The sequence below is a fragment of the Thermodesulfobacteriota bacterium genome (assembly GCA_031082315.1).
Taxonomy (GTDB): domain Bacteria; phylum Desulfobacterota; class QYQD01; order QYQD01; family QYQD01; genus QYQD01.
Genome location: JAVHLC010000005.1, coordinates 89,060 through 103,912 on the forward strand (window position 1 = coordinate 89,060; position 14,853 = coordinate 103,912).

General features: G+C 49.1%; 14 protein-coding genes and 1 pseudogene. 9 read left to right on the plus strand and 6 right to left on the minus strand.

The features are described from left to right. Nucleotides 1-34: 34 nt before the first annotated feature. The gene (gene flgM / locus RDU59_06250; protein ID MDQ7838076.1) at nucleotides 35-349 is read right to left on the minus strand and encodes a flagellar biosynthesis anti-sigma factor FlgM; all 315 of its coding nucleotides are present in this window, start codon (nucleotides 347-349) and stop codon (nucleotides 35-37) included. A gap of 13 nt (nucleotides 350-362) precedes the next feature. After that, on the minus strand, nucleotides 363-785 hold the full coding sequence (locus RDU59_06255) for a DVU0524 family FlgM-associated protein (protein ID MDQ7838077.1): 423 nt from the start codon (nucleotides 783-785) through the stop codon (nucleotides 363-365). Between the two features lie 114 nt (nucleotides 786-899). Between RDU59_06255 and RDU59_06260 the strand changes: the two genes are divergently transcribed. From RDU59_06260 to RDU59_06275, 4 genes are all read left to right on the plus strand, one after another. Continuing rightward, nucleotides 900-1,160, plus strand: coding sequence for a hypothetical protein (locus RDU59_06260; protein ID MDQ7838078.1), 261 nt, complete (start codon nucleotides 900-902; stop codon nucleotides 1,158-1,160). 75 nt (nucleotides 1,161-1,235) lie between these two features. After that, nucleotides 1,236-1,661 (plus strand): PaaI family thioesterase, encoded by a 426-nt coding sequence (locus RDU59_06265; protein MDQ7838079.1) that lies wholly within the window; start codon nucleotides 1,236-1,238, stop codon nucleotides 1,659-1,661. Continuing rightward, on the plus strand, nucleotides 1,654-2,376 hold the full coding sequence (locus RDU59_06270; protein ID MDQ7838080.1) for an ABC transporter ATP-binding protein: 723 nt from the start codon (nucleotides 1,654-1,656) through the stop codon (nucleotides 2,374-2,376). Before RDU59_06265 ends, RDU59_06270 begins: the two co-directional genes overlap by 8 nt. Next, nucleotides 2,355-3,566: a SufD family Fe-S cluster assembly protein gene (locus RDU59_06275; GenBank protein MDQ7838081.1), complete on the plus strand. Its 1,212-nt coding sequence runs from the start codon at nucleotides 2,355-2,357 to the stop codon at nucleotides 3,564-3,566. Before RDU59_06270 ends, RDU59_06275 begins: the two co-directional genes overlap by 22 nt. A gap of 29 nt (nucleotides 3,567-3,595) precedes the next feature. On the opposite strand, the gene RDU59_06280 is transcribed toward RDU59_06275, so the two are convergent. The 3 genes and pseudogenes from RDU59_06280 to murJ all read right to left on the minus strand — a co-directional run bounded on the left by RDU59_06280 (nucleotide 3,596) and on the right by murJ (nucleotide 6,022). Then, nucleotides 3,596-3,907 (minus strand): hypothetical protein, encoded by a 312-nt coding sequence (locus RDU59_06280; protein MDQ7838082.1) that lies wholly within the window; start codon nucleotides 3,905-3,907, stop codon nucleotides 3,596-3,598. Between the two features lie 137 nt (nucleotides 3,908-4,044). Next, nucleotides 4,045-4,230 (minus strand): annotated as a pseudogene (locus RDU59_06285) (Rdx family protein). A gap of 166 nt (nucleotides 4,231-4,396) precedes the next feature. Continuing rightward, nucleotides 4,397-6,022, minus strand: coding sequence for a murein biosynthesis integral membrane protein MurJ (gene murJ / locus RDU59_06290; GenBank protein ID MDQ7838083.1), 1,626 nt, complete (start codon nucleotides 6,020-6,022; stop codon nucleotides 4,397-4,399). Nucleotides 6,023-6,402: 380 nt separating this feature from the next. Here murJ and recJ point away from each other — a divergent pair, with 380 nt between their 5' ends. The 3 genes from recJ (at nucleotide 6,403) to RDU59_06305 (ending at nucleotide 11,233) form a co-directional block, all read left to right on the plus strand. Continuing rightward, a complete protein-coding gene (gene recJ, locus RDU59_06295; GenBank protein MDQ7838084.1) occupies nucleotides 6,403-8,127 on the plus strand; it encodes a single-stranded-DNA-specific exonuclease RecJ in 1,725 nt (574 codons plus the stop codon). A gap of 315 nt (nucleotides 8,128-8,442) precedes the next feature. After that, complete coding sequence (locus RDU59_06300) at nucleotides 8,443-9,762, plus strand: pitrilysin family protein (GenBank protein MDQ7838085.1); 1,320 nt, start codon at nucleotides 8,443-8,445, stop codon at nucleotides 9,760-9,762. A 181-nt stretch (nucleotides 9,763-9,943) separates the two neighbouring features. Next, entirely contained in the window at nucleotides 9,944-11,233 is a 1,290-nt protein-coding gene (locus tag RDU59_06305; protein ID MDQ7838086.1) for a pitrilysin family protein, read from the plus strand. 123 nt (nucleotides 11,234-11,356) lie between these two features. On the opposite strand, the gene RDU59_06310 is transcribed toward RDU59_06305, so the two are convergent. Beyond that, nucleotides 11,357-12,166 (minus strand): hypothetical protein, encoded by an 810-nt coding sequence (locus tag RDU59_06310; protein MDQ7838087.1) that lies wholly within the window; start codon nucleotides 12,164-12,166, stop codon nucleotides 11,357-11,359. Nucleotides 12,167-12,872: 706 nt separating this feature from the next. Between RDU59_06310 and RDU59_06315 the strand changes: the two genes are divergently transcribed. Then, complete coding sequence (locus RDU59_06315; protein MDQ7838088.1) at nucleotides 12,873-13,994, plus strand: DUF262 domain-containing protein; 1,122 nt, start codon at nucleotides 12,873-12,875, stop codon at nucleotides 13,992-13,994. Between the two features lie 6 nt (nucleotides 13,995-14,000). Beyond that, complete coding sequence (locus RDU59_06320; protein ID MDQ7838089.1) at nucleotides 14,001-14,642, plus strand: MAE_28990/MAE_18760 family HEPN-like nuclease; 642 nt, start codon at nucleotides 14,001-14,003, stop codon at nucleotides 14,640-14,642. Nucleotides 14,643-14,853 lie beyond the last annotated feature (211 nt).

The window sequence follows — 14,853 nt, forward strand, 5'->3', positions numbered from 1 at the left end:
TCTCCGGCTTTTAACGGGGAGGAGGAGGGGCTACCTATGCAAGGTCCTGGATCAGGTTTGAGATCATCTTGTTGGCAATTTCCCGGGCATCGACCCTGTACTGGCCGCTTTCGATCTTTGATTTCAGCTCTTGTACCTTTTCGGCACGAACATCCGGGGTATTTTTCAGCACTTCTTGTACTTTTTGGATATCCCGTGATGCCGCGGAGAGTTCCACTTTATCTGTAGCCTGGGACTGTTCAGCGGCAGGTTGCTTTTCTCTTTCAACCTGCCTGGTTTCCTGCGCAGCCTGGTTATTTTGTACGTATTGAGCTACATTTTCTTTGGCGTTAATGTCTGTTATCTTCATCTCAGGTTCTCCCTCAAGCCATGTTTTCTTGCACTACCAGTTCAGTAAGTTCGAAAAGCCTTTTTTGCAGGTATTCGGAATCTTCAAAACTGAGGCATTTTACTACTTCTCGGTCTTTCTCGTCAATTACTTTAAAAATAATATTTGATCCGGTCTCCTCTTTCTGGATATCCAGCGGCCGGCCGTATTCCTGGCTCAACTTGTTCAGGATTTCACGTTCAAAACCACTCCAATTCTGCTTATGGGTAAGCTTGTCAATCACTTCAGACGCTATGTCTTTAATGACCTGCCGTTTTTTGGCTTCTGCAGATATAGAGATACGGTCTAACTGTTCCTGTTCCTCAGTTCGCTGGACCTTGTTCAGATTGTGGGTACGACTAATTTGCTGGCCGTAGGCCCTTATTACATTTTGAATATGGTAGTTGGTTATAGTCATGTATAGCTCACCTTTCAATCCTCTTATCGGCAGTTCCTTTAATAACTTTAAAAGGATCTCAGGACAGTTGCCATTTCTTTGATCTTGTGATATAAGTTATAAATAGGATTGAAGATGGCTGATAATCAATCGCTACCCATTTCACTACGTTCTTATGTGGGGGCGCCGGTCCTGCCGGTGAATTTAAATCCCTCCCCAAGGGGATATATCCCACCTGCCGCTAATTCAGAGAATAAAAGCACGCCTGCTCCTGGCGTTGATTTTAATCGCAGGAATTATTCCCTGGTTTCGGCCTACTTTATTAAGGCCTATCAACGACAGGTTGAATTGGCCGAACAAGGATCACAAGTAGACAAAGTCAACCTCTTTGTCTGAATAGCCTTCTTTCTTACTGTCCCTGACCGGGTCCGCTTGTTTTTTTCGCCTAATTTGTGTATATAACTCCTCGCAGTGAAAGAGCTACGCGATGACCGATACTGTTTTGCCTGTGGACCGGAAAATCCTATTGGCCTTAAGATAGTCGTTGACTACACGGGAGGCGGAGCGGCAAGCACACTCACCTTGCAAAGAGTGCATGAAGGCTGGGCGAATGTTATACATGGGGGGATAATCTCAACCATCCTTGACGAAATTATGGCCCACGCCGTATACTACTATATCGGGCCCGGAGTAACCACAAGCCTTAAGGTGGACTTCAAATCTCCCCTCGCCCCGGGTGAAACCATTATAGCCAGAGGTTGGATAAAGGAAAAAAGGAGCCGGGCGGCTATAGCGTCGGCGGAGATAACTACTGAAAAAGACCGGCGCCTCATAGCCAGCGGCGAGAGTTATTTTATCCTGCTTTCGCGCAAAAATAAGGAGAAGGGTTATGCTTGAATTAAAGGATTTATGGGTTGAGGTCGAAGGCCGGCCAATCCTTAAGGGTGTAAACCTCAAAATTGAGCAGGGAGAAACCCACATCTTATTCGGTAAGAATGGTTCCGGTAAGACGACGCTCCTTTTGACTCTTATGGGTTTTTCCCGCTACAAGATTATAAACGGCGCTATAATTTTCAAGGGGCAGGACGTCACCGCCTTTTCCCCCCATGAACGGGCCAGTCTGGGCATAGGCATCTCTTTCCAGAGGCCGCCTACCTTACATGGGGTGCGTCTGCGGGATATGTTGACTATTTGTGGCAACGGCAGCGGCCGGGGCGAGGTATTGGCTACACAATACAATTTTGCCGATTTCCTGGACCGCGAGGTGAACCTGGGTTTTTCCGGCGGAGAGATCAAAAAGAGCGAGCTGCTGCAACTCCTGACGCAGGATCCGGATCTCGTCCTCTTAGACGAGCCGGAGTCCGGTGTGGATGTCGAAAACTTAAATGTCATCGGCCAGATGATCAAGGAACTCCTACAGAAAAAGCTCAAGCGACACCGGCAGAAATCCGGCCTTATTATCTCTCATACTGGTTTTATTCTGAATTACCTGGAGGCAGACAAGGGGCATATACTCCTTGACGGCAAGATTCATTGTCAGGGCAACCCCAGGGAGATGTTTGAAGAAATACAAAAATGTGGTTATGAGGAATGCGCAAGATGCAGAAGATAGAAGAGAAGGCAAAAAAGGCCCTGAAGAAAAAAGCCGCTTACGGGGAAGACATAGAACTGGAAAAATTTGTCAGGCAGGCCGAGCCTGTTTCTTATGCTGATCTTGACCCGGAAGAGCAAAAAAGACTGCATCAGACCGGTCTCGACTTGAGTAACCAAGGACATTCAGGCGCGTTTTTTCAATCAGATTGTTCTGTTGTCCACTGTCAGTCAACTTATAAGGGACTGGAGGTGTTGCCTATTAAAGAGGCCATCCAGGACCCTGAAAAAATCAAAGATTACTGCTGGCAGGCCGTAAGTGTCGATACAGACAAATATACGGCAGCCTCGGAACTTGACCTGGACAACGGGTACTTTATCCGCGCCCTTCCCGGAGAAAAGGTCATTTATCCGGTGCAGGCCTGTCTCTATATCCGCAAAGAAAAATTCGCCCAGCATCTGCACAACATCATCATAGCCGAAGAAGGCTCCGAACTGCACATCATCACCGGCTGCGCTACCTCTCCTCATCTGGTCTCCGGCCTGCATATCGGCGTATCTGAATTTTACATCAAAAAAGGGGCCAAGCTCACTTTCACCATGATCCATAACTGGGGCGAGGACGTCTATGTACGCCCCCGCTCCGGCGTCATCGTCGAAGAAGACGGCGTCTTTATTTCTAATTACATCTCGCTCGGGCCGGTCAGGTCCCTGCAGACCTATCCCTCGGCCACTCTGGCCGGCCGGGGGGCTCTAGCCCGTTTTAATTCCATACTGGTAGCGCCGCCGGGCAGCGAACTCGATATCGGGGCCAAAGTCACGTTAAAGGCGCCCGAAGCAAGGGCCGAGATTATCTCGCGGGCTATATCCACTGGCGGAAAAATTATTGCGCGTGGCCTTCTGGTGGGTGAAGTGCCCGGCATAAAGGCGCATCTGGAATGCAAGGGACTGATACTATCTGAAAAAGGGATCATCCGGGCCATACCTGAACTGGAGGGTCAGGCCTCCGGCGTCGATATGTCGCACGAAGCGGCAGTAGGAAAGATCGCTCAGGAAGAGATTGAGTATCTCATGGCCAGAGGACTAAGCGAAGAAGAGGCTACTTCCACTATTGTCCGGGGATTCCTGAACGTCCAGATAGACGGGTTACCCGCGGAATTGCAGGCTGAGATAGAGGCCGCTGTTAAAGAAAGCGAAAAGGCTTTGATCTGAACCGCCTCCGGCGGTTCATTTCAGGTACTTCAACCGCCGCTACAACTTTTTGCAGTGCGCACGGCGATATCCTCCGGAGTGGCAGGACGTACTTCCTCTACTGAAATGCGGGCGTAAATCGGATGGTTGGCGCCCAGATACTGGCCTTTAGGGATTACGATTTCAAAGCTCTCTCCCTCTTTAGTCCCTAACAGCTTCTCTTCTATGGCCGGGATAATGCGGTCATATCCGATCAGTAACTTGGCCCGGTAAACGTTAAGTTTATCCTCCGGGTCCGCATTTTCCTCAAAGCGCACCGTATATTTTATAACTACATGGGTATTCGGTCCTACTGTTAGCATTATTGCTCCTTAAAAAAACCGTAATTACTCAGGTTGTCAGGTTCACGGTTCACGGTTGGCTACTTCGCGCTTCTCATATCAATCTTCAGTGCTCTCTAATCTTGAACCATGAACCTTGGAACCTTGAACCTGGATAGTTACTTTTTACCACGCAGAATCTCGCCGATTTTGTTTACTACCTCATCCGGTCCAGGAAAAACCCCCTGCGCCTTTCTCGAAAATAGAATCTCGCCGTCAACCCGTACATCAAAGACGCCCCCATCGCCCTTTATGAGGACAGGTTCTGTATTAAATGCCTCTTTGATCTTATCCGCCAGCCTGACGGCCCTGGGGAGAAAATTTCATCTGCCGCAGTATTCGATCACAATTTCCATATATTGTCCTCTTGTGTATAAGCCATTATAAAAAAAACCGGGTCTTATGCAAGTAAAATCTGATAGATTTTACATCCAGGCGAAGAGCTCTTTCCCTAAATACATCCCGGCCGGGTCACATTCTAGACCGCTTAACAAATTTTTCGGCCAAAACCCGCCATTCCTTTAATCTCAAGGCATAAAGTAAAAAGAAATATGAAAACCCGGCAAAGGCTATAGTAATCGAAAGGGAGAAAAACTCTGCATGGAGGCCATGTCCCCAGATGCCTTCAAGCCACCCGTGTACATAATATACGATCAGGCCCATAGCCGCCGAGGCCATAAGCACCTTGGCCAGAGACTTAAAAAGATAGCCCAGGTCATAGCCTTCTACCTTTCGATACAGGATAAGGCTTAGAAATACAAAGTTCAAGATCATGGTGATTGATGTGGAGAAGGCGATGGCCTTGTGCTGAAAGCTGTCTATAGTCATAGTAATCACCAGGATATTGACCACTACGGCCATAAAACTCGCTATAACCGGGTACTTTGTATCGTCCAGGGCGTAAAAGACCGGGACAATGATCTTTACTGCGGCATAGGCAAAAAGACCGATAGCGTAAAAAGATAATGCCTCCGCCGTGTGCAGGGTATCATAACCGGTGAAACGCCCGTGCTCGAAGATTAACTTTATTATCGGCTTGGCGAGTATTACCAGCCCGCAGGATGCCGGTATGGTCAGGGCAAAGGCCATGACCAGAGCAGAAAGATAAGCGCCTTTAAGCTGAGTTAAGTCTTTATTGGAGGCATGGCGCGAAACCACCGGCAGCGTGGCAATGGAAATAGCCACTCCAAAGACTCCAATCGGAAACTGCATCAGGCGGAAGGCGTAATTAAGCCAGGAGACACTCCCTTGCTCACAACTGGCCGCAAAGTAGGTATTTATAAAGATATTAAGCTGGGTGGCGGAAAGTCCGATAATAGCCGGGATCATCAGCTTAATTACCCGGCGCAGGCCTTCGTCCCGAAAAGAAAGCAGGGGGCTCAGGTGAAAACCCACCTTATGGAGGGACGGCAGCTGTATGGCGAGCTGCAGGAAGCCTCCTATAAGTGTGCCTACGGCCATGCCCACGATAGCAGGCTGACCGAAACGAGGAAAAACAAAGGCCAGGATAACGCCGCTGACAATGGATCCCAGGTTAAAAAAGGCAGAGGACATGGCCGGGATAAAAAAATACCCCTTGGTGTTAAGCATGCCCATCACCGCCGCAGCAAGCGAGACCAGAATAAAGAACGGGAACATAATGACGGTCATGTCCCTGGTCAGGGCAATTTTCCCCGGTATCCTGGAAAAATCAGGGGCCATCAGCATTATGATGTCCCCGGCAAAAAATATACCGATTAAGGTCAAGGCGCCTACGATAATAAAAAGGGAGGTCAGGACGTTGTTGGCCAGCCTCCAGGTCTCCTTAGGGCCTTTTTTCTGGTCATAGTCGGTAAAGACGGTGACAAAGGCCGAGCTTAATGCGCCTTCGGCAAAGAGATCGCGCAGAAGGTTGGGGATGCGGAAGGCCACGACATAGGCATCGATGAAATAACCGGCCCCGAAAAGGCCCGCCAGGACCTGTTCCCGTATAAGGCCCAGGATGCGGCTGGCAAAGACCGCCACGCTGACCGATCCGGCCGAACGGGCTATCTGGGCCGTATCCGTCTCTTTTGATCTCGGATTTCGGATTTCGAATGTTGACTTTTCCTTTGACATAGACCTTTAACGTACCCTTATTTCTTTGGGTCTTCGCGTAAGCGAGTGGGTAATTTTTTACTCTTCTCTATTCCCCTCTTTGGAAAAGATGGGTTAGGGGAGATTTTATAAATCATAACTGTTTCAGGCTGTTATTATACGAAAGCATAGTTACTACCAGGCGTTTTCAAATCCCCCCTCGCCCCCCTTTACTAAAGGGGGGATAATAAGAAGCACGCCTTATCTTAAGAGAAAATTACCCACACTCTTTCACTTTGAGCCATTCTACGGGAGTAATGGCCGTCAATCAAGTAAAAATGAAGGGCCTAAAGTTTTCTTGACTCAGGGTCAGGCTTTGTTATAGTGCTGGAGTCAAAAAACAGGGCATTCCGGGGGATGTTTTGGAAAAGGAGTGGCATAAAAACGATCCGGATTTATTAGCGCTGGAAAAGTTGCAGAGAGAGACAAATCTGCATCCCCTGATAGCGCTTTTTCTCTGTAATCGCGGCATAAAGGATACAGCCGGGGCGCACAGCTTCCTGCATCCTTCCCTTAAAGACCTTCCCTCACCCTTCCTGCTCAAGGATATGGATAAGGCGGCGCACCGCCTGGCCGATGCAGTGCGTCGCCGTGAAAAGATATTGATCTATGGAGATTATGATGCGGACGGGGTCACGGCCACCGCTGTCTTGTGGCTTTTTCTAAAGAGAATGGGCGTCGCTGTCTCTCATTACATACCAGACCGGACCCGTGACGGTTACGGTCTTAAGACGGAGATACTAAGGCGTTTTCTGGATGATAAACCGGACCTGCTTGTCACCGTGGATTGCGGTATCTCCAACCATGAAGCCGTTGCCTACGCCAATGGGCAGGGTATAGAGGTCATTATTACCGATCACCACTGTGTGCCGGATGTGCTTCCTCCGGCCCTGGCTGCGGTCAATCCGAAGCAGCCAGGATGTAACTATCCGGACAAAGAGCTCGCCGGCGTGGGGGTGGCCTTTAACCTGATTATGGCCTTGAGGCGGGTACTGTTTCATGACTCTACGGCCGGCGCATGGTCGGACCGGGAGCGTCCCAATCTCAAAGAATATCTGGATCTGGTAGCTATCGGGACCATAGCCGATATGGTGCCTTTACGGGGTGTAAACAGGATACTGGTCAAAGAGGGATTGAAGATCATTGACAGGGCAAGGCGGCCCGGGGTTGCCGCTCTAAAGGCGATCAGTTTGGTCAATACTGCGAAGGCCTCATCCTACGACATAGGTTTTCGGCTCGCTCCACGGTTAAATGCCGCGGGCAGGATGGGATCCGCCGATGAGGCCTTCGCTTTACTCGTGACTGAAGACGGCGTCCGGGCTGAACTGATAGCCTCCGCTTTAGACCAGGCTAACCGCAGGCGCCAGGCCGTGGAAGAAGATATGCTCACGGAACTTACCGGCTATATTACGGAAGAGGTGTTGCAGACGGAAAAGGCCCTGGTCTATGCCTCGCCGCACTGGCATAGAGGGGTGCTCGGTATCGTAGCTTCACGCCTGGCGGCGAAATATGCCCGGCCCGCCATACTCTTTTCTCTGGAAGATGGAAAGGCCAGGGGATCGGGCCGGAGCGCCGCAGGCCTTGACCTTTATGCATTGCTGACCATGTGTCGTGAGCTGTTGGAGGATTTTGGCGGTCATAAGGAAGCCGCCGGATTATCGCTGCGCGAGGAAAATCTGCCTTTGTTCAAGGAGGTTTTTCAGACTGCGGTGTCTGATAAAGTAACCACGGAGGACCTCGTTCCCAGGCTATGGCTGGAAGGCAGCGTTCAGTTGTCAATTTTACGTGAAAAATCCTTTCTTAATGATTTCTACCTGCTGCCGCCTTTTGGGATGGGGAACCCGAATCCTCTTTTGGACACCTCACCCATTAAGATCATAGAGCAGCGGTTAATCGGAGAAAAGCACGTAAAATTAAGAGTGCACCAGGACGGGCGGGTATGGGAGGCTATGGGCTTTAATATGGCTCCCCTGCCTGATGCGGAATTTCTGGAGGCGGCCCTGGCCTTTGCCCTGGATACCAATAACTACCAGGGCCGGGAATCCCTGCAATTGCGGGTGGTGGATCTAAAGGTGATGGGGACTTAGCCACAGAGCGCACAGAGATAGAAAGATTTCGAAATTAGAAATTTGTCATTTTGTATCAGTTTAGCTTTTTTAAAAAGTATTTTAAAATCCCTCCCAACCTCCCTTTTCCAAAGGGAGGAGAAACACTGCCCCCTTTGAAAAAGGGGGATTAAGGGGGATTTTTGAGCCGCCATTTTCTGAACGACTAGCTCTTTTCAAACAGCTAACGTGTTACGTCATTTGGAATTCGCGCAAAGCGCTTTTGGTTGCGGCTTCGCCGCGCTGTGAACTCTGGGCCGAATTTGACAGTGCTATCATTAATGGAGGGATTTTAAGATGAGACTGCCGGTATCGGAAACTATCTTAGATAATGGGTTGAATATCCTGCTTCTCGAAAACCATAAGGCCCCGGTAGTCAGTTTGCAGGTATGGTACCGGGTGGGATCGCGCAATGAGCGTCTGGGTAAGACCGGGATTTCGCACCTCACCGAGCACCTTATGTTTCGCGGCACTAAAAAATACAGGCCCAAGGAGTTTTCCCGCCTGGTTAAAAGAAATGGGGGAAACGAGAACGCCTTCACCTCTCAGGACTATACGGCCTATTTTGAGAATATAGCCGGGGACCGCCTGGAAGTACTCCTTGATCTGGAATCTGATCGCATGACCAATCTGGCCGTTGATAAGCAGGCATTTCTCACGGAGCGGGATATAGTAATGGAGGAACGCCGGCTGCGGACCGAGGATGATCCGGTCTCCTCCCTCTTTGAAGAAATGGATTCTGTCGCCTTCCGCACCCACCCCTACATGTGGCCGATAATAGGCTGGATGGGGGATATCGGCCAGACCGCTTATGAAGACTTTAAGGATTATTACCGGCTGCATTACAGGCCGAACCGGGCCACTGTCATTGTCGTCGGCGACATGGAAAAAGAAAAGCTATTGTTAAAAATCAAGAAATATTTCGGCTGTATCAGACCCGGGCCGGAGCCATCCCCGGTCGTATGTGATGAGCCGCCCCAGAGAGGAGAAAGAAGATTCTACCTGAAGCGGGAGGCCCAGCTTTCTTATCTGCTTATGAGCTTCCATACCCCCAATCTCAGGCATGAAGACAGCTTTGCCCTGGAGCTTCTGGCCCTTATTCTGGGCCAGGGCAAGAGTTCGCGACTTTATCGCCGTCTCGTGCGCGAGAAACAGTTGGCCCTGGATATCAATGTCAATTATCCCCGGTTAGCGCATGATCCCAATCTTTGCCACATCTTCGCGCCCATAATGCCCGGTAAGACGGCCGAGGCAGTGGAAGAGGAGATTGAAGCGGAATTGGAAAAGATAAAGAGGCAAGGCGTGACGGAAAAAGAGCTGCAAAAGACCAGGAATATGTCCGAAGCGGCCTTTGTGTTCCATCAGGATTCATTTTTTTACCAGGGAATGTTGCTGGGCATCTATCATACGGTGAGTAACTGGCGGGATCTGTATGCCTATCTGCCGGGTATCGCAAAAGTTACTGCTTCCGATATAAAAAGGGTGGCCAATACCTATTTTCATAAGGATAAAAAGAATGTAGGGGTTTTGGTCCCGGTATTGCCGGGTTTCTCCCACGCCTCGGCGCATCTGCGAAAGGTATCCGGGAAGAAAAGCTCTCAGTTTTCAATAGCCTGAAATACTACAAATTCTTAAATTTGGAACTCAGGAACTCATGAAGAAAAATGCTGTTCTATTCCTGATTTCTTGATTTCCAGATTCATTCATATAACTGGTAACACTTCAGGCTTTACAACGCATCGTAGTTACGACAGGCTTTCAAAAATCTAAATTGTTACTAATTAAGGAGTTCTGTTTCATGTCTAAAAAAACGGTGTCCTCCGGAAGCGCGTTTGCCAGGCGTATTGTCCTGCCGAATGGGACGGTCGTCCTGCTCAAAGAGGTAAAGGCCCTGCCATTAGTATATATGCATCTGGTCATTGAGGCCGGTTCCCTGCTTGATCCGGGGGGCCGGGAAGGACTGGCGGCCCTTACCGCTGAGGGACTTTTAACCGGCACCCGCCGGCGCACGGCTGCCCGGATCAGTGAAGAGATAGAGTTTACGGGAGGGGCGCTGGCAGTCCAGCCTAGAAAAGATTATACCTCTATTACCCTGAATGTCTTGAAGAAGGCCCTGCCTACCGGTCTGGAGATTCTGTCCGATGTCCTTACCCAGCCGGCCTTCCGGCCAAAAGAGATCGCCAAAAAGAAGGAAGAATTCAAGGCGCGCATCCATAAGGAAGAGGAAGATCCGGGTACGCTTGCCAACAAGACCTTTCTGGCGGAGCTATTTAATAAGCGTCTTTATGGACAGCCGCTGCTGGGAACAGAGAAATCCATATCCGGTCTGACCAAAAATGACCTGATGAGTTTCTACCAGGAGCGATTATCCCATTCCCGGGTCATCTGTGCTGTGGTCGGCCAGATTACAGAAAGAGAGTTTATGCCCTTATGGGAAAGATATCTGGGGCCCTGGCCGGAGACCGGCATCGAGACTCCGATTAATATCCCCTCAGATAGCAAAGGGGGAAGCGGCCGGATAAAAAAGATCGACCGTGATCTTACCCAGGCCAATATTGTCCTTGGCCACAGAGGCATCCCGCGCAGCCACCCGGACTATTACGCCGTCTTTGTCATGAACTACATCCTGGGGGGCGGCGGATTCCGTTCTCGCCTGATGGACAATATCCGGGAAGAAAAGGGGCTGGCCTACAGCATCTATAGCGCCTTTGTTTCAGGCAGGCACGCCGGTTATTTCCAGGCCGTAGTGGAGACCAGGAATGCGACGGCCGGCGTGGCTATAGATGAAATTCTCAAGGAAATGGAACAAATCAGGGTAAATGGTGTATCTGATGAAGAACTGAACGAGGCCAGGTTGTATCTTACCGGCAGCTTTCCCTTAAAGATGGACACAAATGCCAAGATCGCCGGGCTCTTGACCGATATGGAGTTCTACAACCTGGGTCTCGATTACCCGGCGCGTTATCCGGCGATTATAAATGCAGTAAGCAAAGATCAGGTGGCGGATGCTGCCAGGAAGTATCTCTACCCTGAGAATTATACCCTGGTCATTGTAGGCAGGCAAAAAGAGATAAAATGGCCGCAATAAACAAGAGGTTTTTTTCCATTTCACTGGTAAAGATCGACTGGTTGGGCTTTAGAGGGACAATGCCCCTGCGGCCGACGTTACACTATCCATGTGAAGGCCGGGCCGCAAGGACATGGGGTTGATTCAGAATGCCAGGCTGATGGTTACGCCGCCGTAAACAAAGTTATCGTCTTTGCCGGTCTTGCTGCGGTATTTCATCTCGTCGCTCGCATCGCTTGAAAGCGGAAAAGTGTACGATAAGGAAGGGGTTATTGTCACATAGTTCGCTGCCGAAACAGGCAGCCTGGCTGAGATCACGCCATCGTGGAAGTTATTAAACTTGTCGCCCGTGGCCACTCCTTGATCGTTAATCTCCGGGTAGTCGGCGGCGTCTTCGCTCTTCAGGTAGCTCGCCGAGGCAGCAAGGTCCAGGGAGACAGCCGCGGTAATCTTGAAAGAATGGGAGATTCCAAGAAGAAAATACCAGTGCATATAGCTGTCAATCTCCTTGTAAACAGTAAGCGAGGGTGACAGCAGCGTATCAATACCTAAACCCATAAAGACCTCCTGAGAATCATCAACGCCGTCCAGGCCATAATAGATGTAGCCTCCATTTATGTTCAAAGGGCCAAAGTCCCTGCCGTAGGATAGTGTAAGATCTGTCTCGTTCCAGTTGGACGGATTATTCCCGGCTGCCGCATAGGGATCGGTGTCCAGATTGCCCCATAGGTTGGCTGAAAAGCCTTTATAGCCGATGGTTATGGAAGGTTGGACAACAATACTGTCCCGGCTCAATTCCTGCCCCCGCCAGATATAGTCACTTAAAATGGAAACCGACAGGTCGGCAGAGGGCATATCCTCTTCCGCCATGGCCGGTAACGTAATAACTGCACTCACAATTAAGCCTACAATAACCGTTAGAAAACCTTTCAAGTAAAGCGAATCTTTTTTCATTATCTTCCTCCTACAGTATGTGAAAAACAAATTTTATGACCTCCTTTCTATTTCCTTTAGGTTTCATGCTATACCAAGAACCATGCCAGTTAGAAAAGACAGCAGTGAATAGAGATAACTATTTATGATTACAACTGAAAATATCCGGATGGGATTTGCTTTATTGGAGATGGGGCATCGAAAGTTTACAGAACGGTAGGACGTCGGCGTGATTTTTTACATAATTGTATTAAGCCTAACCTATTGCAAATAAGCCGAGCAAAACTGAAAGGTACAACTAAAATGTCTAAGGCCCCTAGACTACAATACATTATATATTAGAGGCATTGGCTAATAAATCATTACAGCGGGTCGCCATTGGCGCTCGCTGAATGCAAGCGTTATACTCGGAGAAAGTTTAGCCCACCCTACCGGGCTATGCCGTCGGATAATAAATCGCCATATTTATGTCGAGTTGACATAACCTTGATAATTACAACAAAAAACAGGCTTATGGATTTTATGCTATCGGCTTATGTAATTGATATTTAATTGGATTTCATTTTATTGTACTGTTTGCCAAATTGTAGTATCATCGCTTTTATATGCGAGTTTTGATGAAAAAAGTCGAGTCGATATAATATATGATGTTGGCACATACGGAATGAATTTCATCATAGTTGGCCTTAGTAGGTTTCTGATAGAATTGTGATGAACGGAGGAGCAAATGAAAATTAGTGAACGAACCCGAAAACAGATTAACGCAGAGATCGCAGCGGCACGGAACGATATTCGCACCGACAAACTGGATGTAAGTTACGGAGAACTCGCCAATCTCTATGAGAACACAGAATTGGTGATTAGACCAGAGTACCAGAGGTTGTTCCGTTGGACGCCTACACAGAAAAGTAGATTCATCGAATCAATTTTGCTTGGATTTCCTACCCCTGCGATCTTCGTCGCCGAAGACGACAAAGGAGTTTGGGAACTGGTAGACGGGCTGCAGCGCGTTTCAAGCGTTCTAGAGTTCATGGGCGTCCTCAAAGATGCAAAAGACGTTACGGGAACCAAACTCCTGTCAGGATCTGTCCTCGTGCGTGCGGGACACAAACCTCGCTTACCCTCCATAGAGGGCGTATCCTTCTCCGATCTCAGCCTGCAGGCCAGGCTTTCTATCAAACGCGCAGGTTGCAGAGTTGAGGTTATCAAAGTTGGTAGTCATCCAAAGATGAAATACGACGTTTTTGAACGGCTCAACACCGGCGGCTCATCGCTCGAACCGCAAGAGGTAAGAAACTGCATTTTTAGAGCGACTGCCCCAGATTTCGTCGAGTGGATTGAGAAACTCGCCGCATTTCCTCCATTTCGGGAATACCTCGGGATGTCGGAACTTCAAGCCAACACCATGTTCGACCGAGGCTTAATACTACGATACTTTACCCTGCGGAACGCATACAAGGAGTTCGAACACGACGTAGAGCCCTTCATAACGGACTTTGTGCGCCAGGTTCTTGAAAACGAGAGGGGTTTCGACCGGAACGGCGAAGATGCTTCTTTCAAGGAGACATTCAAGAGAATTTCGGAAGCCCTGGGGGAAGACGCCTGGCGACACTACCGCGACGGGCGACACAAAGGCCCTTTATCTGTCTACGTCTTTGAAACTATTTCCGTTGGAATATCCCGAAATCTGTCGGTAGTCAGTGCTCTTTCATCGAGCCAACTCAAACGCCGCATTGTGGAATTCAAGCAACGGCCGGAATTTGTAAACAACACTGGGGCGGGTGCAAACATAAGGTCAAAATTACATAGCAGGATAGATTTCGCAATTTCTTTTTTTTCTAAGGCATAGCAGCTTATGGGATCCATGTCCACCCTGTTCGAGGCGATTGGGGAAAACCTTGATCAGCGACGCCTTGAATTCACAAATATCCGTCGAGTCGTTCTGAAGTTTGTGGGAGGTCCCCTCGAACCTGCCGCAGCGCGCATGGCTATACCGATGATCTATGCAGTATGGGAAGGATTTGTCAAAGAGGTGTGCCAGCTTTACTTGGAATACGTAGAACAGAGTGTTTCCAATGCGTCCTATCTTCAGCCTGCCATACTGGGACACATGTGGACGCCGGAACTGCGCCCATTAACTGGGGGGCTGAATTTCTCCAAAAAGAAGTCCGTTGCCGAGATGGCTTTGGCAGCGGCAAGTACCCCAGTTGAATTTCGTGATACGGAAAGAGAGGTCAACACCAAGTCAAATCTCAACTATGCTGTACTCGAAGATATCGCGGATCATCTATGCTTAAATATCTCGACCATAGTAGGATGGCGGGCTTCTTTGAACGCCCTGGTAAACCTAAGGAACAATATCGCCCATGGGGCGAGACCAAGAGGGCTTTCATACATAGAGATCGACGATTATGCCCGCAGCACCCTGTCTCTGATGGAAGCATTTGAGACGGTCCTATTAACGGCCGCGAGAAACAGGACGTTTTGCACGGTGTGACAGACCAAATGGGGGCGAGGGTATAAGGTGGCAATTAAAAAAATATAACACCGGTAGTGACCGGACCACATGATATAATCTGAGTGCCCAAGTGGCTGCACCAGATAGCCGGAAAATCCGGCTCCCGGTGACCCGCTATGTTGGCCTGAATAATAATCTGGAATATCATTGTGAAACTTGATAATCTTTCTTTATAATGCATACACACATG

Coding starts and splice junctions, on each gene's coding strand:
- murJ (MDQ7838083.1), bottom strand. CDS start 6,022: ATGTCAAAGGAAAAGTCAACATTCGAAATCCGAAATCCGAGATCAAAA.
- RDU59_06275 (MDQ7838081.1), top strand. CDS start 2,355: ATGCGCAAGATGCAGAAGATAGAAGAGAAGGCAAAAAAGGCCCTGAAG.
- RDU59_06320 (MDQ7838089.1), top strand. CDS start 14,001: ATGGGATCCATGTCCACCCTGTTCGAGGCGATTGGGGAAAACCTTGAT.
- RDU59_06300 (MDQ7838085.1), top strand. CDS start 8,443: ATGAGACTGCCGGTATCGGAAACTATCTTAGATAATGGGTTGAATATC.
- RDU59_06260 (MDQ7838078.1), top strand. CDS start 900: ATGGCTGATAATCAATCGCTACCCATTTCACTACGTTCTTATGTGGGG.
- RDU59_06310 (MDQ7838087.1), bottom strand. CDS start 12,166: ATGAAAAAAGATTCGCTTTACTTGAAAGGTTTTCTAACGGTTATTGTA.
- flgM (MDQ7838076.1), bottom strand. CDS start 349: ATGAAGATAACAGACATTAACGCCAAAGAAAATGTAGCTCAATACGTA.
- RDU59_06280 (MDQ7838082.1), bottom strand. CDS start 3,907: ATGCTAACAGTAGGACCGAATACCCATGTAGTTATAAAATATACGGTG.
- RDU59_06270 (MDQ7838080.1), top strand. CDS start 1,654: ATGCTTGAATTAAAGGATTTATGGGTTGAGGTCGAAGGCCGGCCAATC.
- RDU59_06315 (MDQ7838088.1), top strand. CDS start 12,873: ATGAAAATTAGTGAACGAACCCGAAAACAGATTAACGCAGAGATCGCA.
- RDU59_06255 (MDQ7838077.1), bottom strand. CDS start 785: ATGACTATAACCAACTACCATATTCAAAATGTAATAAGGGCCTACGGC.
- RDU59_06305 (MDQ7838086.1), top strand. CDS start 9,944: ATGTCTAAAAAAACGGTGTCCTCCGGAAGCGCGTTTGCCAGGCGTATT.